This window comes from Roseibium sp. ROS1 (assembly GCF_054658215.1).
Window position 1 is genome coordinate 1,727,552 of the sequence record NZ_BAAGIG010000001.1, and the last position, 19,174, is coordinate 1,746,725.

Annotated in this window: 15 protein-coding genes; 4 read left to right on the forward strand and 11 right to left on the reverse strand. The window is 58.1% G+C overall.

Features of this window, described 5'->3' with window-relative positions:
* Positions 1-336: 336 nt before the first annotated feature.
* From ACYQ6M_RS07935 to ACYQ6M_RS07950, 4 genes are all read left to right on the forward strand, one after another.
* The gene (locus tag ACYQ6M_RS07935) at positions 337-933 is read left to right on the forward strand and encodes a nitroreductase family protein (protein WP_460073100.1); all 597 of its coding nucleotides are present in this window, start codon (positions 337-339) and stop codon (positions 931-933) included.
* 3 nt (positions 934-936) lie between these two features.
* On the forward strand, positions 937-1,539 hold the full coding sequence (locus tag ACYQ6M_RS07940; RefSeq protein WP_023001101.1) for a flavin reductase family protein: 603 nt from the start codon (positions 937-939) through the stop codon (positions 1,537-1,539).
* Positions 1,540-1,877: 338 nt separating this feature from the next.
* The gene (locus tag ACYQ6M_RS07945; protein WP_460073102.1) at positions 1,878-3,185 is read left to right on the forward strand and encodes a transglycosylase SLT domain-containing protein; all 1,308 of its coding nucleotides are present in this window, start codon (positions 1,878-1,880) and stop codon (positions 3,183-3,185) included.
* Between the two features lie 452 nt (positions 3,186-3,637).
* Positions 3,638-4,504 (forward strand): DUF2336 domain-containing protein, encoded by an 867-nt coding sequence (locus ACYQ6M_RS07950; protein ID WP_416384213.1) that lies wholly within the window; start codon positions 3,638-3,640, stop codon positions 4,502-4,504.
* 23 nt (positions 4,505-4,527) lie between these two features.
* Here the strand turns inward: ACYQ6M_RS07950 and ACYQ6M_RS07955 are convergent, their stop codons facing one another.
* The 11 genes from ACYQ6M_RS07955 to ACYQ6M_RS08005 all read right to left on the reverse strand — a co-directional run bounded on the left by ACYQ6M_RS07955 (position 4,528) and on the right by ACYQ6M_RS08005 (position 19,170).
* Positions 4,528-6,288, reverse strand: a complete 1,761-nt coding sequence (locus ACYQ6M_RS07955) for a caspase family protein (protein ID WP_460073104.1) — start codon at positions 6,286-6,288, stop codon at positions 4,528-4,530.
* Positions 6,289-6,450: 162 nt separating this feature from the next.
* Positions 6,451-8,205 carry a caspase family protein gene (locus ACYQ6M_RS07960; RefSeq protein WP_460073106.1) on the reverse strand — a complete coding sequence of 585 codons (1,755 nt, stop codon included), beginning with the start codon at positions 8,203-8,205 and terminating at the stop codon, positions 6,451-6,453.
* Between the two features lie 161 nt (positions 8,206-8,366).
* On the reverse strand, positions 8,367-10,100 hold the full coding sequence (locus ACYQ6M_RS07965; protein WP_460073108.1) for a caspase family protein: 1,734 nt from the start codon (positions 10,098-10,100) through the stop codon (positions 8,367-8,369).
* Between the two features lie 159 nt (positions 10,101-10,259).
* Positions 10,260-12,014: a caspase family protein gene (locus tag ACYQ6M_RS07970; RefSeq protein WP_460073110.1), complete on the reverse strand. Its 1,755-nt coding sequence runs from the start codon at positions 12,012-12,014 to the stop codon at positions 10,260-10,262.
* A 107-nt stretch (positions 12,015-12,121) separates the two neighbouring features.
* Positions 12,122-12,646 carry an Hpt domain-containing protein gene (locus ACYQ6M_RS07975; RefSeq protein WP_460073112.1) on the reverse strand — a complete coding sequence of 175 codons (525 nt, stop codon included), beginning with the start codon at positions 12,644-12,646 and terminating at the stop codon, positions 12,122-12,124.
* A 144-nt stretch (positions 12,647-12,790) separates the two neighbouring features.
* Entirely contained in the window at positions 12,791-13,600 is an 810-nt protein-coding gene (locus ACYQ6M_RS07980; RefSeq protein WP_447238269.1) for an NAD kinase, read from the reverse strand.
* A 166-nt stretch (positions 13,601-13,766) separates the two neighbouring features.
* Complete coding sequence (locus tag ACYQ6M_RS07985; protein ID WP_460073114.1) at positions 13,767-14,531, reverse strand: trypsin-like serine peptidase; 765 nt, start codon at positions 14,529-14,531, stop codon at positions 13,767-13,769.
* A 141-nt stretch (positions 14,532-14,672) separates the two neighbouring features.
* Positions 14,673-16,169 (reverse strand): sulfatase-like hydrolase/transferase, encoded by a 1,497-nt coding sequence (locus ACYQ6M_RS07990; RefSeq protein WP_460073116.1) that lies wholly within the window; start codon positions 16,167-16,169, stop codon positions 14,673-14,675.
* Positions 16,166-16,948 carry a phosphonoacetaldehyde hydrolase gene (gene phnX, locus ACYQ6M_RS07995; protein ID WP_055654807.1) on the reverse strand — a complete coding sequence of 261 codons (783 nt, stop codon included), beginning with the start codon at positions 16,946-16,948 and terminating at the stop codon, positions 16,166-16,168. Before phnX ends, ACYQ6M_RS07990 begins: the two co-directional genes overlap by 4 nt.
* Before the next feature lie 9 nt (positions 16,949-16,957).
* Complete coding sequence (locus ACYQ6M_RS08000) at positions 16,958-18,085, reverse strand: TIGR03364 family FAD-dependent oxidoreductase (RefSeq protein WP_460073118.1); 1,128 nt, start codon at positions 18,083-18,085, stop codon at positions 16,958-16,960.
* Positions 18,086-18,276: 191 nt separating this feature from the next.
* Positions 18,277-19,170: a LysR substrate-binding domain-containing protein gene (locus tag ACYQ6M_RS08005; protein WP_460073120.1), complete on the reverse strand. Its 894-nt coding sequence runs from the start codon at positions 19,168-19,170 to the stop codon at positions 18,277-18,279.
* Positions 19,171-19,174 lie beyond the last annotated feature (4 nt).

Consider the following 19,174-nt stretch of genomic DNA (forward strand, 5'->3'; position numbering starts at 1 on the left):
CGTCGTTATCATTTTGACTCGCAGACTTTTACCAGTCTTTTGAGGCATTCGTCACCCGAAACTGACCTTGGAGATCCGGTCCGGTTTGCCTGGTGCAAGTGCACCGGATGCAGGGTAACGACTATGTTTCTGTTTCCAGTGCGTTTTTTGGAATTCTCGGTGCAATCTGACCGATCACGGGCCAAGGACGATTTTCCCGAGATTCACCGCACTGCAGCGTTGTCCCTTAATGCGCCCGGAAATTGGGCAAATTCAAGACGCCGCGATCAAAGTTGACAATTACGGTCAATGAATTAGGTGGATCGTACGATTGCAAAACGCCGACAGGATCTTTTCATGCCGAGTAACAGCGCCGGATCGCCGGCAACTCTGGACTTTCTCCGACAGCGGCGCTCCCACCCCTCTGTTACCATGACAGCCCCGGGGCCGAGCGAAGAACAGATCAACGACATTCTGACCATTGCAGCGCGCGTGCCAGACCATGGCAAGCTGGCGCCCTGGCGTTTCGTTATCTACAGGCCGGAACAGGGACGCACGATCGGTTCCTGGCTGGCGGATCGGTATGAAGCACTCAACGGACCGCTCGACGGCGAGCAACGCCAGAAGGAACTGACCCGCTTCACCCGTGCACCATTGGTGATCGGTGTTCTCAGCCAGGCAGCCGAGCATCCGAAAATCCCGGTCTGGGAACAGGAGCTTTCCGCCGGCGCCGTCTGCATGAACCTTCTGACAGCCGCGGCTGCATCAGGATTCGCGTCGCAGTGGCTGTCCGAATGGTTTGCCTTCGATGAAGATGCAGCCCGTTACCTTGGCGCGCGAGACGGAGAACGGTTTGCGGGGTTCGTACATATTGGAACTCCGACACAGCCACCTTTCGAGCGTCCGCGCCCCGACCTTGCCGATATTGTATCCACCTGGACAGAGACCGACTGACCCATGTTCTACGAAACGGAAAAAAACGACCACGGCCTGCCGCATAACCCGTTCAAGGCTATTGTCGCACCCCGGCCGATTGGCTGGATCTCCACACTCGACAAGGACGGCAAGGCCAACCTTGCACCCTACAGTTTCTTCAACGCGGTCTGCGATACGCCGCCGATCGTGATGTTCTCGTCCACCGGCTACAAGGACAGCGTCTCCAACATCGACGCGACAGGGGAGTTCGTCTGCAACATGGCGAACCTCGGCCTCAAGGACGAGATGAACCAGTCCTCCGCCTCCGTCGCACATGAGATCTCCGAGTTTGATCTGGCCGGATTGGAGATGGCTGCCTCAAGACTGGTGAAAGCGCCTCGCGTTGCAAAGGCCGTCACTGCGCTGGAGTGCAAGCACCTTCAAACCCTGCGATTGAAGACGCTGACAGGAGACGACACCGACAGCTACGTCGTTTTCGGTCAGGTTGTCGGTGTCCACATCGATGAAAGCGTCATTGTCGACGGCAAGGTGGATGTAACGCTCTACAAGCCGCTATCCCGGCTTGGCTACATGGACTACGCCGTGGTGAACGAGGTGTTCCAGATGGGCCGGCCCAAAGTTTAACGATTATCCGAACGATTATGACCGAAAAGGGCGCCGGCAAAGTCGGCGCCCTTTTATTGTGACTTGCCGACTCATGGAAAACGGCGTTATTCGAATGCAGTAGTCGATGTTTTTCCTGGTGCGTTTTTCCAAAGGAAATGGCCGGTAGCCTCTTGTCTGTCCACATAACCGGCTTTCGACATAAGTAGTTCTGACCAGGCACAAAAGAAAAAAGACTCGCCTGTAGTTGCTTAGATCCCCACCTGTGTGTTGTTAAGGTTTTGTTAACCTTTTGGGCGTGAAAGTTAACGCTGAAAGTTAACGAAGTGATAATTTGGTTCCGTCGAGGAGACAGGGTCATGCGAGTTGCTGACACCGCCTCGATCGCGTCTAGGATCGAGCTTGCGTTTCAGTCTGCGAGTACTTCAACGGGGACGTCATTCGACTACCTGGTGAAGACAGCTGCGCGGGAATCGTCATTCAACCCAACGGCAAAGGCCAGAACATCCAGCGCCACCGGGTTGTTCCAATTCATTGAATCCACCTGGCTGGAGACAATGAAGGAAGCTGGTCCGAAACACGGTCTTGAAAAATACTCCGATCAGATTCAACGCTCCAAGAGCGGAAAGTTCTATGTAAGCGACCCGCAAATGCGGCGGGAGATTCTCGACCTTCGGAAGGATCCGGAAATCTCGTCCATGATGGCAGGGGCGCTCACGCAGAAGAATTCCCAGTACCTGGAACGCAGAATCGGGCGCGAACCGAGCGACGGCGAGCTCTATATGGCTCATTTTCTTGGTGCCAACGGCGCAAGCAGATTGATTGATGCGGCCGGCGCCAGCCCGGACATGCGAGCCGACAAGGTTTTTTCCGCTCAGGCACGCGCCAACAAACCGATCTTCTATCAGTCGAACGGCAAGGCCCGCTCAATGCAGGAAGTTTACGAGGTTATCGTTTCCAAGCACGATGCCGTCACGATGATTGCGCAGGCCAGCACCAACAAGGACCTGCGGACATCGGGAGAACTCACGCAGGTCGCGACGCTGCCGAATGCAAAGCCTGCGGACGGCGCTGCGACGATCAACCAGAAATCCTTCGATCATCTGGCAGGAGATCCGGCTGCCGCCTTCGCGATGCGGACGAAACCCGCCGGCCCGGGCCAGATCGCGAGAGCTGACAACACAGGCCCTCAATTGCCTCAGGGCGAACTGTTTCAATTGGCAAAGACGGATGTGCCGCTGCCTGAGCGCACGGCAGGGCAGGGGGCAACCACAACGGCAAGCGCAGCTTTCCTGGAAGAAAGTGTCGGCTCTGTGACCCCGGACCGTCCGGTGCCGCAAAACACACGCGAAGCAGCCATTGATGGTGATGATTTCGACGCAAGCAACAGGGTTCTGTCGGCCTTCCAGGCGACGGAAACAGCCAATCCGTTCGAGGCTCTGTTCCGCAATGACGCGGCTTCGAACCAGGCAGGCGTCAACCCGCGCTTTGCGTCGGCTTTCGCCGCTGTGGAAGAAGCTGCCCTTGTCAGCGCCCTGTCCGGAGCCTCCAACCAGGTGCAGGCACAGGAACTGGCGCTGGTGAATCAGGGCGGACCGCTGGACCTGACGCGTTTCCTGCGCCTGAAGGCAGAAGAGGAACAAAAGGACCTGCTGCCACCGGCTTGAGCATGGGCAGTTGAAAGACCCGGCTGAAAGCCTGAAGTCTCATGTCCGCCACCATCGGGAAAGGCGGGCATTCGCCAGAGAACCTGGCAAAATTATGGTGAACCGATCGTTAAGCCTTTGATGTCAGACTCACACTCGACTCTTGGGAAGATTGTTTTACCGCCATGAACGCACATGACTTTCACCCTCTGAACGAAGTTGACGAGCGCACCTTGGATATACGGGCCGCGGAAGAATTCGCGGAACGTTATTTGGCAGCCGAACCTGGCAGCCAGGAACAGACCAGCATGGCTGCAGCCTTGACGATTCTTCTCGACGATCCCAGCCGCGCCGTCCGCAAGGCGATAGCGAGCCTGCTTGCGCCAAGCGCCTACGCTCCCGGTCACGTCGTCCGTTGCCTCGCAAGTGATGTCGACGAAGTGGCGTTGCCGGTTCTCAAGCACTCTCCCATATTGACGGATGTCGAACTGGTCGACCTTCTTGCCGAAGGCAGCGACGCAGTTCAATGCGCCATCGCCTCTCGTGAGGGATTGCCGGCTTCTGTCTGCGCCGCCATCTGCGAGGTTGGCTGCGAGCAGGCCTGCAGACAGCTTCTGGAAAACAGAAGCGCCCGCATCCTGCAGTCCTCCCTCCTGCGTATCGCGCAAAGATTCGAAGACCGGCCGGACCTCTGCGACCAGCTTCTGAAAACCCGGGACCTGCCGCTGACCACGCGCTATCAGTTGCTTATGCGTCTCGCGCAGAACCTTGACGATCATCCGATCGTGCTGGAGCGCGTTCCGGAAAACCAGCGTCATACTTTCCTGAGCGATGCGGAAGACAAGGTCGTGCTGCGGCTGGCTCTCGAAGCCGGTGCAGACGATCTGCCGGAATTCGTCGAGCATCTTCGCGTCAATGGCAAGCTGACCACCCGGTTGCTGCTGCGCGCGGTCTGCTGTGGACGCTTGCGGTTCTTCGCTGCCGCTCTTGCCAACCTTGGCCAGGTGCCGTTGCCGAGGCTGTGCAAGCTTCTGGTCACTGTTCGCCGGTCGGCGCTGCAGGCCATGCTCCGCAAGGCCGGTCTGCCGCTACGGGCTCACCAGGCCTTTCTGCTGGCCATTGACATTGCCCGGCAGGCGGATGCCGACTTCACCTATGATCTGGCGCTGGACGAAGCCCGCATGCTAACGGAAACACTGCTTTCCGAAATGCAGGACGGCGCCCTGGGAGCGGACGAAGACGTGACTGCATTCCTGCGCCGTTTCGCCATCGACGTTGCACGTCTGGAGGCTCGACTATTGGTGAAGAACAGCGGCCTTCAGGTGACAGCCGCTGCTTAGGCCGCAGTCCACCTCTTGGCGGATTACTTCCAGAAACATTTGAACGGATGAACGTTGCTCTGCGGCTTGTTGCAAATCACCTGCCGACCGCACGGATGTGTCGCAACAGCGGTGATCTGCCTATAGTTGAAACTGACCAGCCTTCTGGACGAGGCTGTTGGATCAGCCGGGCAAGCGCCGCTAGATTGTGCCGTCTTAGTGGAGTTGGACTTCTCGTTCGATTTGGAGGGTGTCTCCTGCCGAACGGCGATGCACTTGCCGTTCTTCAGTTCCTGATTTCGGCCACATGTCAGCGGGCACACTCGGCCTGTCGATTGCTTCAGACGGTCTAGAATTGAAGGGTCCGGGTCGAGCGAGGCAAGATCGACACCTGCTTCGCGGCTGAAAGTCCTCAAAGCCTGGCGGCTACGGTTGCCCCAATCACCATCAACACGACCAACCGAACACCCAAGGCGGTTCAATTCGGTTTGCATTGCAGTGGCGAGTTCTTCAGGCGAGAGTGACCGGCTGCTTGTTGATGGAACAATTGCTGGAGCAGGTTCGGTTGATACTGTTTCCTGCTGCGGCAGGGCAGCAAGGGTTATCTCCTGCGCAGGGGACGTGCTGTTGGAGGCATCCGCAGTCTTGGCTGCCTTTGCCGCAGCGGCGGCGGCGGCAGTAGCTGCCGCTTCCGCCTGCTGTTGCAGTGACGATATATTCAGCCTTGCCAGCTTGGCGTAGATCCCGTCCGGATATTGCTCCAGATAGGTTTCATACATTTCCGGACGGGTGGCGTTCTGGATTGATTGCCAGAAAGCGATTTCAGCGGAGGTGTCGGGCTTCGCGTTGCGGGCAGCTTCTGCCTCGCTGCGGCTCTTGAGCTCATCGATCCGGATCTTGGCGATATCCGCGAACTGGCCCTCGGGATATCGGGTCAGGTAGGTTTCGAAATAGGCAATGGATTCGCCGGATTTGATGGAATCCCAGTAGGCCAGTTCGATCTGCGGATTGATCGCGGGCTTCTCCGGTTCGACAGGCTGCACCATCTCAAGCTGCTTGAGGATGACTTCGCCAGTCAGCGAGGAATTGTCCCAGGGAACCTGCTGGCCCTTGGTGGCTTCCAGAACGTCCCGGCGCACCATTACCAGGTCGCGGGTGATGTCCTGACCGGGCGTGCCGAGATGCTTGATCAGGGCAGTTGTAAACGGGCTGTTCTCGCCATCGCCGTCAAGCGCGACATTGCCCGGCTGGGTGGCGAAGGAAACCAGGGAGCCGACACCGGAGCCGATCTTCGCAAGGCCACGACCGACTGCGCTTGAGCGCGTCCCCATGGACCGGGCAAGGTTTTCCGTAAACGGGTTGTTCCGGCAAGCATCCAGAAAGACAAGGTTGACCTTCGTGCTTTGCTCCATGGCATTGAGCACGAGATTTGCGGGCAGGGCCTCGAAATCAAGGTCGAGATGGGTGCTGAGTTCGGCGTCGACCGGGACGAGATAATTCTCGCCGTTCACCTGGATGCCATGGCCGGCATAGAAGAACAGGGCAAGGTCTGCGTTGTCGAGCTTCTTGATGAACTCGCGCACGGTCTGGCGCATGTCCCTCAAGCTCAGGTCGAGACCTGTGACGACATCGAATCCGAGGTCCGTCAGCTTGTCCGACATGCCCTTGGCATCATTGTAGGGGTTCTTCAGCTCCGCGACATTCGCGTAGCCGGAATTACCGATCACGAGCGCCACACGGCGTTCGGCATGTGCCGCGCTTGCGGCAAACACAAGTAGCAACAGGCATGCGATTATCTGCTTCACAAGCGGTTCTCCAAACCTACCGGCCCTCGGGAGCTGCCGGGGAAAACTGTTCCGGGTACTCAGCTGCAGGGCGCTCCGACGGGCAATGATCATCATTCTGATCACGGATACGCCGGAACATCTCAACTTCGAAAGTCTAAAATTCAGGCCTGAGCCAAGTGCTTAAAGCCAGTTACAGGTCAGAACCCAACTGGAATGGTTGCCCACACAGGAGAGCTTTCTGCCACAGGGATGGGTCAACGTCTGGCGGCCCAGGCCGTGAGATTTTCCAATTATCTTGTTGCCATAAGAGCTCGGGTTATTCGGGCAGCTGTCCGTGGTCTTCGTCTGTGTGCTCGGTTTTGTGCTGTTGCCGGAAGGTTCAGGCTTTCTGGTTGCGACACAGCGACCGTTCTTCAGTTCCTGGTTCCGCCCACAGGTCAGCGGGCAAACGCGTCCGGTCGACTTCTTGAGCTGTTCCAGAATGGAAGGATCCGGGTCGAGCGAGGCAAGATCGATCCCGGCTTCGCGGCCATAGGTTCTCAATGCCTGACGGCTTCTGTTGCCCCAGTCGCCGTCAACACGGCCAACCGAACAGCCAACCCGGTTGAGTTCTGTCTGGAGAGCCGTTGCAAGCTCTTCAGGCGATAACAACGATACCGGGGATGTCGAGGTCGTTGACGGCGCCTGATCAGGCGTCAGGGCGGCAACGGTGATTTCGTCTGCAGGCTTGGACGTCGTTCTTTCAGGCGATGCATTCGCTGCTGCCGTAGCGATGGCTTGGGCTTCTGCCTCTGCCTGAGCCTTGCGGCGCGCATCCGCTTCCGCCTGGCTCTTGATAGACTGGATTTTCAGCTGGGCAAGGTCGGCATAGATCCCGTTCGGGTATCTGCCGAGATAACTCTCGAACATTTCCGGGCGGTTCGAATTCTGGATTGTCTGCCAATAGGTGATTTCAGCCGTGGCGTCCGGTTTTGCCTGCTTGGCCTTGTCGCTTTCGGCCTGTGCCTTGATCTCGTCCAGACGGATCCGGGCGATGTCGGCGAACTGGCCTTCCGGGTAGCGCGACAGATAGGTTTCGAAGTAGGCCGCATTCTGTCCGGACTTGATCGAGTCCCAATAGGTCAACTCGATTTGCGGATTGATCGCCGGCTTTTCCGGTTCGACGGGCTGAACCATCTCAAGCTGTTTGAGGATGACTTCGCCAGTCAGTGAGGAATTGTCCCAGGGAACCTGCTGGCCCTTGGTGGCTTCCAGAACGTCCCGGCGCACCATTACCAGGTCGCGGGTGATGTCCTGACCGGGCGTGCCGAGATGCTTGATCAGGGCAGTTGTAAACGGGCTGTTCTCGCCATCGCCGTCAAGCGCGACATTGCCCGGCTGGGTGGCGAAGGAAACCAGGGAGCCGACACCGGAGCCGATCTTCGCAAGGCCACGACCGACTGCGCTTGAGCGCGTCCCCATGGACCGGGCGAGGTTTTCCGTAAACGGGTTGTTTCGGCAGGCATCCAGAAAGACAAGGTTGACCTTCGTGCTTTGCTCCATGGCATTGAGCACGAGATTTGCGGGCAGGGCCTCGAAATCAAGGTCGAGATGGGTGCTGAGTTCGGCGTCGACCGGGACGAGATAATTCTCGCCGTTCACCTGGATGCCATGGCCGGCATAGAAGAACAGGGCAAGGTCTGCGTTGTCGAGCTTCTTGATGAACTCGCGCACGGTCTGGCGCATGTCCCTCAAGCTCAGGTCGAGACCTGTGACAACATCGAATCCGAGGTCCGTCAGCTTGTCCGACATGCCCTTGGCATCGTTGTAGGGGTTCTTCAGCTCCGCGACATTCGCGTAGCCGGAATTACCGATCACGAGCGCCACACGGCGTTCGGCATGTGCCGCGCTTGCGGCAAACACAAGTAGCAACAGGCATGCGATTATCTGCTTCACAGGCGGTTCTCCAAACCTACCAGCTCTCGGGAGCTGCCGTGCAAAACTATTCCGGTTACTCTGCTGTAGGGCACTCCGGCAGGCCGGGATCATAAATCAGATCGCGGCTCGCCGGCACACTTCAACTTTAAACATTCTTAAATCTGGCTTTAGCCGTGTAGCTAAATCCAGTTACAGCTCAATATCCAGCTGGCCTTCGAACCTTTGCAAGCGAGCTTCCTGCCGCACGGGTGTGTCAACGTCTGTCGTCCGACTCCAGGCACTCTGCCGATGATCTTGTTGCCGTAAATAGTCGGGTTTTTCGGGCAACTGTCGGCGGTCTTGGACTTGGTGCTCGGCTTGGAGCCGTTGCCGGAAGGTTCAGGTTTTCTGGTTGCGACACAGCGACCGTTCTTCAGTTCCTGGTTCCGTCCACAAGTGAGCGGGCAAACGCGTCCGGTTGATTTCTTGAGCTGGTCCAAAATAGCGGGACTTGGGTCGAGTGAGGCAAGATCGATGCCCGCTTCGCGTCCATAGGTCCTCAGTGCCCGACGGCTCTTGTTGCCCCAATCGCCATCAACCCTGCCAACCGAACAACCGACGCGGTTGAGTTCAGTCTGCAGAGCCGTAGCCAGTTCTTCAGCGGAGAGCGGTGTGATTGGCGAAGGAATGATGCCTGCCGGTGTTTCGTCAGGTGTCAACGCGGCAACGGTGATTTCCTCGTCGCGTTTGGTAGCAGTTCTTTCAGGCACCGGGTTGGGCGCGGCCGCTGAGGCCTGGGCCTTGCGGAGGCTTTCTGCTTCAGCCTGGCGTTTGATCGATTCAATCTTCAACCGCGCAAGGTCGGCGTAGATCCCTTTTGGATACCGGGTAATGTAACTTTCGAACATCTCCGGCCGGGTCGAATTCTGGATTGTTTGCCAGTAGGTGATCTCAGCCGTTGCATCCGGCTTGTTCTGCTGGGCCTTGTCACGTTCGGCCTTTGCCTCGATTTCGTCGATACGGATCCGGGCGATGTCGGCAAACTGGCCGTCGGGGTAACGGCTCAGGTAGGTTTCAAAATAGGCAATGGATTCGCCGGACTTGATCGAATCCCAGTAAGCCAGCTCGATCTGCGGGTTGATCGCTGGTTTTTCCGGCTCAATGGGCTCCACCATCTCAAGCTGCTTGAGGATCACTTCGCCAGTCAGCGAGGAATTGTCCCAGGGAACCTGCTGACCTTTGGTGGCTTCCAGAACGTCACGTCGCACCATTACCAGATCCCGGGTAATATCCTGTCCGGGTGTGCCGAGATGTTTCAGCAAGGCCGTGGTGAAGGGGCTGTTCGTCCCTTCGCCATCAAGCGCGACGTTACCAGGCTGGGTGGCGAAGGAAATCAGGGAGCCAACCCCAGAGCCGATCTTGGCAAGGCCCCTGCCGACCGAGCCGGAACGGGTGCCCATGGACCGCGCAAGGTTTTCAGCCAGCGGATTGTTCCGGCAGGCATCCAGAAACACCAGATTGACCTTGGTGGAATGCTCCATGGCATTGAGAACAAGGTTCGCCGGCATCGCCTCGAATTCAAGATCGACGTAGGAATTCAGCTCGGCATCAATCGGCACCAGATAGTTCTCGCCACTTACCTGAAGGCCATGCCCTGCGTAGAAGAACAGGGCTATATCAGCACCTTCGAGCTTGGCGATGAACTCCCGAACGGTCTTTCGCATATCCCGAAGCGACAGGTTGGTGCCGGTCACGACCTCGAAATCCAGACTGGCCAGTTTTTCGGCCATGCCTTTGGCGTCGTTGTCCGGATTGGTGAGCTGGGTGACGTGCTCATAACCGGAATTACCGATCACGAGAGCCACACGGCGTTCGGCATGTGCCGCGCTTGCGGCAAACGCAAGAAGCAAAAGGGACACGAGGATCTGCTTCACAATCGATTCTCCAGAGCTACCTGATCTCGGGAGCAATCGGGCACAAAATCGCCTGCTCCCCTGAAGGGTAATCCGGCGATTCGGGATCGGAAATCAGATCGCGGGCTCACCAGAAAAATTCAACTTCAAACATTCATAAATCGGACTTCAGCCGAACGGCTAAAGCCAGATGCAGTTCTTTACCCAGCTGGCCCTAGAACCTCTGCAAGCAAGCTTCCTGCCGCAGGGGTGTGTAAGGGTCTGGCGGCCGAGGCCATGAGATTTTCCAATTACCTTGTTTCCATAGGCAGACGGGTTTTTCGGGCAGCTGTCCGTAGTCTTCGTCTGTGTGCTCGGTTTTGTGCTGTTGCCGGAAGGTTCAGGCGTTCTGGTCGCGACACAGCGACCGTTCTTCAGTTCCTGGTTCCGTCCACAGGTGAGCGGGCAAACGCGTCCGGTCGACTTCTTGAGCTGATCAAGAATGGAAGGATCCGGGTCGAGCGAGGCAAGATCGATCCCGGCTTCGCGGCCATAGGTTCTCAATGCCTGACGGCTTCTGTTGCCCCAGTCACCATCAACACGGCCGACCGAACAGCCGACCCGGTTGAGTTCTGTCTGGAGAGTCGTTGCAAGCTCTTCAGGCGATAACAACGATACCGGCGATGTCAAGGTCGTTGAGGGCGCCTGATCAGGCGTCAGGGCGGCAACGGTGATTTCGTCTGCAGGCTTGGCTGTCGTTCTTTCTGGCGATGCATTCGCTGCTGCCGAAGCGATGGCTTGGGCTTCAGCCTCTGCCTGAGCCTTGCGGCGCGCATCCGCTTCCGCCTGGCTCTTGATCGACTGGATTTTCAGCTGGGCAAGGTCGGCATAGATCCCGGTCGGGTATCTGCCGAGATAACTCTCGAACATTTCCGGCCGGGTCGAATTCTGGATCGTCTGCCAGTAGGTGATTTCAGCCGTGGCATCCGGTTTTGCCTGCTTGGCCTTGTCGCTTTCGGCCTTTGCCTTGATCTCGTCCAGACGGATCCGGGCGATGTCGGCGAACTGGCCTTCCGGGTAGCGCGACAGGTAGGTTTCGAAGTAGGCCGCATTCTGTCCGGACTTGATCGAGTCCCAATAGGTGAGTTCGATCTGCGGATTGATCGCCGGCTTTTCCGGCTCGACAGGCTGCACCATCTCAAGCTGTTTGAGAATGACTTCGCCAGTCAGCGAGGAATTGTCCCAGGGAACCTGCTGGCCCTTGGTGGCTTCCAGAACGTCACGTCGCACCATTACCAGGTCGCGGGTGATGTCCTGACCGGGCGTGCCGAGATGCTTGATCAGGGCAGTTGTAAACGGGCTGTTCTCGCCATCGCCGTCAAGCGCGACATTGCCCGGCTGGGTGGCGAAGGAAACCAGGGAGCCGACACCGGAGCCGATCTTCGCAAGGCCACGACCGACTGCGCTTGAGCGCGTCCCCATGGACCGGGCGAGGTTTTCCGTAAACGGGTTGTTCCGGCAGGCATCCAGAAAGACAAGGTTGACCTTCGTGCTTTGCTCCATGGCATTGAGCACGAGATTTGCGGGCAGGGCCTCGAAATCAAGGTCGAGATGGGTGCTGAGTTCAGCGTCGACCGGGACGAGATAATTCTCGCCGTTCACCTGGATGCCATGGCCGGCATAGAAGAACAGGGCAAGGTCAGCGTTGTCGAGCTTCTTGATGAACTCGCGCACGGTCTGGCGCATGTCCCTCAAGCTCAGGTCGAGACCTGTGACAACATCGAATCCGAGGTCCGTCAGCTTGTCCGACATGCCCTTGGCATCATTGTAGGGGTTCTTCAGCTCCGCGACATTCGCGTAGCCGGAATTCCCTATTACGAGAGCTACCCTTCGTTCGGCATGTGCGGAAGTCAAAGACAGCAATAAAAGAAAAAAGAAACAAAAAAAATGTTTCACGGCCATTCTCCATGAATAGGCCGAATGCTATGCGCGCTTGAAACCTGAGTCAATCAACTCTTTGACGTTGCGGCATAAACCTTGTTGGCAATTGGTCTACTGGTCCGTCAGACGTCATCAGGTTTCGGCGGAAATTGCGCCAGATATTCTTCCGTCACGCCTTGCAGGGTTTTCAGAAGTTCGACGCCGGTCTTGTTCGCTTCGTCCTTTGCACCTTCGGCGACCATTGCGCGAATGGCTTCGACGTAGCGTTCGACGAGGGACAGGGGCAACTTGTCGGGAGACGGCACGGTTTCGATCAGGTGACAGAAGCTGGCGGCGACTTCACCAACCAATGGAAAACCAAGTGTCAGGGCCTGTCCCTTGATGTTGTGAGCAGCCTGAAACAGGGCGGCGAGGGTGTCGTCGTTCAATCCCTGTGCGCGAACAGCTTCCCAGGCGTGGAGCAGGGTGGCGCTCTCGTTGTTCATCCAGGTTCCGAAATGGGAGGACAAGCGTTCGAGTGCTGCTTCAGCCGCCTTGACCGGATCGAATTTCTTGGCCTCGCGAGGTGTCAGTTCCCGCACCTTGCTGCGCAGGTCCGATGGCGGGGACAAGACTTCATATTCCTGGTCCTTGGCAGTGTCGGCCATGACGGCAAATGTCCTCGTTATCCTCGCTCGGTCCTGACTTCAGAACACCCCGGTGGCAAAGCCTTCGGGCATTCGGCCGGAGCCTGTGGCTGGCAGTATCGGCAATCATACTTAACAGGGTGTTTCCGCCAGGATGTTTCGATACTAATAGCGGAACATTTCAGTGAGGATGCGTTCGTCCCAACCGTGATCGGAATCAAACATGATCACGCCTTCCGCTTCGGCCGCCTCCCGGACTGCGACATGGGTAACGTGTCGGATTTCGGTGTGGTCGGCCGACGCGCTGACAGGGCGTTTGCCGGGATCCAGTATCTCGATATCGACCTTGGCGCCGTTCGGCAGGATCGCACCGCGCCAACGCCGTGGCCGGAAGGCGCTGATGGGGGTCAGCGCGAGCAGTTGTGCGGTGATTGGCAGGATCGGGCCATGCGCAGATAGATTGTAGGCAGTGCTGCCTGCCGGTGTCGCAACTATGATGCCATCGCACACAAGTTCTTCCAGCCGGACGCGTCCATCGACCGAGATGCGCAGCCGGGCGGCCTGCGATGTCTGGCGCAGGAGTGACACCTCGTTGATGGCAAGGGCGTGATGGATACCTGCGGACGTCGTTGCCGTCATTTCCAAAGGCCGGATCGTCGTAATGTCGGCCAAAGCTAGCCGGTCCTTCAGGTCGTTTTCCCGGTATTCGTTCATCAGGAAGCCGACCGAACCACGGTTCATGCCGTAGATCGGTTTGTTGCTGCCCATGTGCTTGTGAAGGGTCTGCAGCATCAGGCCATCGCCGCCGAGAGCCACGATGACATCGGCTTCAGCCACCGGAACATTGCCGTAGCGGGCGGACAGGTCTTCCTGAGCCTTGAGTGCTTCCTCCGTGTCGCTGGCGACAAAGGCGAGCTTGTCGGTGGAAACCGGCCGGAAGTGTTCGGCACTGGAAGGAGGCGCAGATTGGTACATGAGCCAAGGGGTCTTTGCGTCTGGCAGTCTGCCGGCCAAAAAGCTGTACGCGTTGCGAAGCTGCTCCGGGCCGAATTCAGGGAATAGCACCATAACCGGGCAACCGGCGTTGGTGCAGAGAAAATTTGTCTTTCGGTTCAGATTATGCCCGTCGGCTGGATTATCGTCAGTTGTCCGTATCAAACGATGACCGGAGTGGCGGGGCTGCCGGAGCAGTGTCACCGCTGCAGCTCGGATTGGCCAAAAGGTCCTGCCATTCCAGGAAAGGCACGATGGCTGAGCGGACGGCGTCGATCTTGGCCGACATGATGCCGGCAACACGGAGCCCGTTCGGCGTTTCCACCAGGAGCGGACCGCCCGATGCGCCGGCTTCCGAGGCGCAATCCGTTACCCAGCTGTCCTCGGCGGTTCCCATGACCCTGCATGCGGGCACGACGGTTGGCAGAAACCGGCGGCTGCGGCGGTAGCCTGCGGATTGAAACCGTGTGTCCTTGGTCAGAACTGTTGCCTCATCCAGCGAAAGCACCGGAACGGGCGGTAATGTGCTGGGTTCCTTCAGCAAAATGATCCCGACATCCTTGTGTACCTCCCGCAACCTGGGATTCTGCCGTGGCTCGTATCCTGCAGCGGTGATGGTGCAGGCAGGTTCCAGGCGGGCGGAGTATTCGTCCCGCCGAACACCGGCCATGAACAGAAGGTCTTCGATCGGAAAGGGCTTGCGGGTCGTCTTGTTGAAGAGGCAATGGGCGGCTGTGAGCACGATATCGGGTGCGATCAAGGTGCCGGTACACATGGCAGTCGACCTGAAGCCGGCAACGTTTACCCGTCCAATGGACGGCCAGGGTGGATCGATCGAGTCGATGACCTTGAGCTCAATCGGGGCCGCGGACACATGCTGGTGCGAGAGCAGCGCGACGAGAGCCAGGCCCATGGTCCGAAGAACACTCCGTCCAATCCCGGTGAAAAGCTGATTTTTCCGCAAAGTCTGACGCATTCTTCAGAGCCCCTATGGAGGGTTCATTCTGTCGTTCGACGCTTAACGTCACGCTAAGCGGACCTGCGAAAGTCCAGGCTATTCCCGATAGTAGTCCCAGACCAGGGTGCGGGCCAGGGTCTCGTCGTTGTGGCGCATCCGGGTTGCCACAAGGGCATCAAGGTTGGCGATCACCAGGTCCGGGTGACTGGCCGCCTCGTTGACCGGCGCGGTGGACGTGCAGGTGGCCTTCATCAGAATGTTGGGCATTCCGGAGAAATGCACGAACTGCCATTCCGGCCCGAGGCGACAAAGTGCTGTGGAGGATCCTTCATGGGCAGATGCCGGGAACTTATCCGGCCATTTCTTCAGAAATTGCCGGTAATCGAACTCCCAGAGAGCAGCATCTCGCCAGGACAGAGGCGTTTGTCCGCTGAGGTACGGCAGCAGGCTGGCTCCGTCCGGGGCATGCTCGGGTTCGATATCCAGCAGATCCAGGAGTGTCGGGAAGATATCGGTCGAGGACGTGAAGGCGGAGACCCGGTTCGCTGCACCGCCACCCGGTGCCCGTATCATGAGGGGGATGTGGTAGCTCTCGCGGTAGAACCCGCTTTTGCCGAGCATCCAGTGATCGCCCATCATCTCCGCATGATCGGAGGTGAAAATAACCAACGTGTTTTCGAGTGGTTCCAGCGCCTCGAAGATCCGGCCGAGCTGTGCGTCAACTTCGGTGATCATGCCGTAATAAAGTGCTCGCAACCGCCTGAGATCGCGCTCCGTCAGATCACGCACGAAGTCAGTGGTTCCAGGTAAATGGGAGGCCAGCTGCTGATAGTCCTGCAGGGCTTCCATTAGGGGATGAAACGCAGCTTCCTCCGCCGCAGTTGGTGCCCCGGAGAAACCCGGCCCGTCATCCGGATGGTAGAGGGTGTTATAGGAGGCAGGAGCGGCAATCGGCGGATGCGGACGCAGGAAGGAAACATGCGCCATCCATGGCCGGTCTTCTTCCTGTTCTCCAAGCCAGGTGAGGAAGGCATCCGTCATGAAGGCGGTCTGGGTTTCGTCCTTCGAATACCTGGCTGCCTTGAGGCTGACTTTTTCACCTTCTTCGGGTTCCACGTGATGGATGGTAGGCAAACCTGCGGGATCGTGGCCGCGTGAGGCCATCCAGGAAAGCCATTGCTTTTCGTCCTCGGCAAGAGGCTGGCGTACCCAGAAGACGGGCAGAACACCTTCATAGGAAGTCAGGACGGGGTCGTTCGGGTGATGCAGGCGCGGATCGGGTGAGGTATCGGTGTAGCCGAACAACGTTGGCGTATATCCGGCCCGGCGGGCAGCACGGGCGATATTGTCGAACCGATCATCGAGTGGCGCGCCGTTCCACACGACCCGGTGGTTCATCTGGTAAAGTCCGGTATAGAGCGAGGCCCGTGCAGGAGAGCACGGAGCCGTTGCTGCATAATGCTGCTCGAAAACTGTTGCCGTTGCGGCGAAGGCATCAAGGTTCGGCGTCCTGACAACCGGGTGTCCAACTGTGCCGAGACAATCGCCCCGCCACTGGTCAGCGGTGATCAGCAGGATATTCGGACGTGTCATTCCGCTTCCAGTTTCTCGATCAGGGCTGGCAGATCCGCGACCGTATCAATCACGTAATCGGCTCCGGCTTTTTTCAGCTCTACCGTTGCATGCTGGCGCAGGACGTCAACCTGATCTTTCGAAAGTGCAGCGAGTTCCTCCGGTGTCTTGCCTGCATAGTTGCCTGACAGCGCAAGACCCACAGTCAGGCAGCCGGCTGCAACACCCTCGGCAATGCCCGGTTCAGTGTCGTCTACCTTGATGACCGCGCTCGGCGGATAGGCCACCAGATCGACGAAGCACTGATACATGCCGAGCGGACCGGGACGGCCTTCCGGCAGGTCGTCGGCACAGATGAGATTGTCCGGCTCATACCCCTGTTCGGCGGCTTTCGGCAGCACGCGTTCCATGATCGAGCGGGTATAGCCGGTGGTCGAGCCGATTTTCATGCCCTTGGCGCGAAGCAATCTGACAACCTCGGCAGCACCTGGAACGAGATCGGAGAAATCGGCGACGACTTCCTCGTTCATTGGAACGAAGACCTTGTAGACCTTGTCCACATCGGCATCAGTTGGTGCGTGGCCGTATTTGGCGATCCATTGTGCGCAGATGTCCGGATCATCCATCATGGAGCGGATGTGGTCCCACTTCGGTTTGCCCATCGGGCCGCGTGCCTGGTCGATGGTTGCGGTAATGCCGAAGGTCTCGAAGGCCTTTACGAAGACACCCATCGGGGCAAAGGATCCGAAGTCGATCATGGTGCCGGCCCAGTCGAAGACCACGGCTTTGAATTTGCTCATCTTGTTTCCTCACGCATAGAGATCGGCAATGGTTTCCTCGCCGATGGCGAAGGCGGTGGAGGCACCGCAGCCGGCCGTGACGACGACAATGCGGGTAGAATCGTCCGGCGCATCGGTGAAGCGCCAGCGGTCCGGGGCAGAGGCATAGGTGCCGATCCAGGTTTCAGAAATGTCATAGGGGCCGAGATCGAGGATCGTCTCCATCTCGCCCAGGATCAGGTCGTTCACGGTCTTGTCGATGAACGGATCGGGTGTCGCGCTGTAATGATGGCTGTCGCCGACAACGAGACTGCCGTCTTCGGACTGGACAACGATCAGGTGAATGCCGTTTTCCCGGTGATCAGCCATCTCCCGATCCAGCCGGGCTTTCAAAGGCTCTGCTTGGGGGAGTTCGGCATAGCCAAGATATCGCGCAAGGCCGAGGTCAGACATGACTGCGGTGCCAAGGTCGATACGATTGTGAGGGGCGACGCGTAACATCTGCAGTTTGCAGCGCGTGACTTCGTAAGTGGCGATCCGGTCAGCAAAAAGCGTCGTTCCATCGTCGCCGGGGCAGATGATCACGGTCTCCGCGTGCACCGTCCCGCGCGAGGTTTGAAGCTTCGGCGCCTCGACAGAATTGACGCTTGTCTGCCAGAGGAAGTCGACGGCATGGGCTTCTTTCAGCCAATTGGCGATCCGGGGCAGGGCATCTTTCGATTCCACGCGCACTTCCAGCGGTGAATAGAGCGCGCAGGTGATTTTCTCCTGTCGCAAACAGGGAACCTTCAGGGCGGCCTGAGCGGGTGTCAGGCGTTGACACTCCGCACCCATTTCTGTCTTCAGAAACGCGTCGATAACAGCTTCCGCCTCCGGGAGCCTTGCGGTCATGGTCAGACCTTCGTGCAGCAGCGGTATGCGGGCGGCTTTCGCAACTTCTGCCCACACCTGTCGGCTGCGCGACGCTTTCTGCCAGCAGTCGCCTGCCTGTTGGCCGGTGACGGTCACAAAGCCGAAGTTGCGGATCGAGGCGCCATTTGCCTGGCTGTCGCGATCAATGACGACAACTTTCTTGCCGCGCCTGACTGCTGCGAGGGCGTGTGCAAGCCCAACGATCCCGGCACCGACGATCGCAAGGTCATAAGATCTCTGTTCCATTCAGGCGGTCTCTGGAATTGTGCTGGAGCCGTTCGAAGTCAGTATCACGCCTTTGTCGCGGGCGATGGAATCGACTCTGGTGCAGTGGTTTTGAAAACGTCAGGCGTCAGTAATCACGGAAGCGTCTTTCGGTCTATCAAAGATCGAAATGTATAGGTTTTAATTATCAAATGACGGGTGACTTCAATTTGTCATGGGGCGGGCAAACCGGCTCGAAATGCCTCTATGGCGGCAACCGTACCCATATCTTTTTGCCAGACTGCAAAGTGGTTTGCGGTGAGGTTCGCGTCTTCGATCCTGACACCGACACAACCGTCGCGCTCGGTGATTTCCGCTTCCAGCGCGACACCGATACCCGAGCCGGATCTGACCAGCGTTGCGATCGACCCCCACGAGCCAAGAGCAAGTGCGGTCTTGGGTCTTGTCCCGGCAAGCGTGGCAGCGGCTTCGAACAGTCTGCGGGTACCGGAACTTCCTTCGCGTTGGAGGAGGGGGAGCTCGGCGACGTCTTTCCAGGAAGCACTGTCCTTTTTCGCCAGCGGGTGTTCGGGAGGAACCGCCAGGACAATGCGTGTCTTCAGGATCAGTTCGCCTTCGAGACCTGCCGGAATTTCGCGTCCGGTAATGAAGCCGATATCGAGAGAGCCTGTTTCGATCAGGTTGATGATGTCCTGGCTTGCAAGGGCGCGGGCCTCGATCGAGATGGTTGGGTGTTTCGCCATGAAGGACGAGATGATCGGGATGGCGAGCTGATAGGTTGAATAGCCAATCCTGAGTTCACCAGCCGCAAGGGCACGGTGGTGAGACAGTTCGGTTTCCAGATCGCCTGCCAATGCCAGCAAGGCCCTGATGCGGGGCAATAGAGAGACCAGAACCGGCGTCGCGGAAACTGAATATCCGGACTTTACCAGCAGTTTTGTCTTGAAGCGGCTTTCCAGACCCTGAATGTGATTGGAGATGGAGGGTTGGGAGACGCCGATTTCCTTCGCCGCATCTGTGAAGCTCCCGGTGCGTACCACCGCTTCCAGCGCTCGCAGTTGCGCCAGGCTGAGATTTCCTGTGGTGCGGGCCAGTTCCCTTTTCACCGGG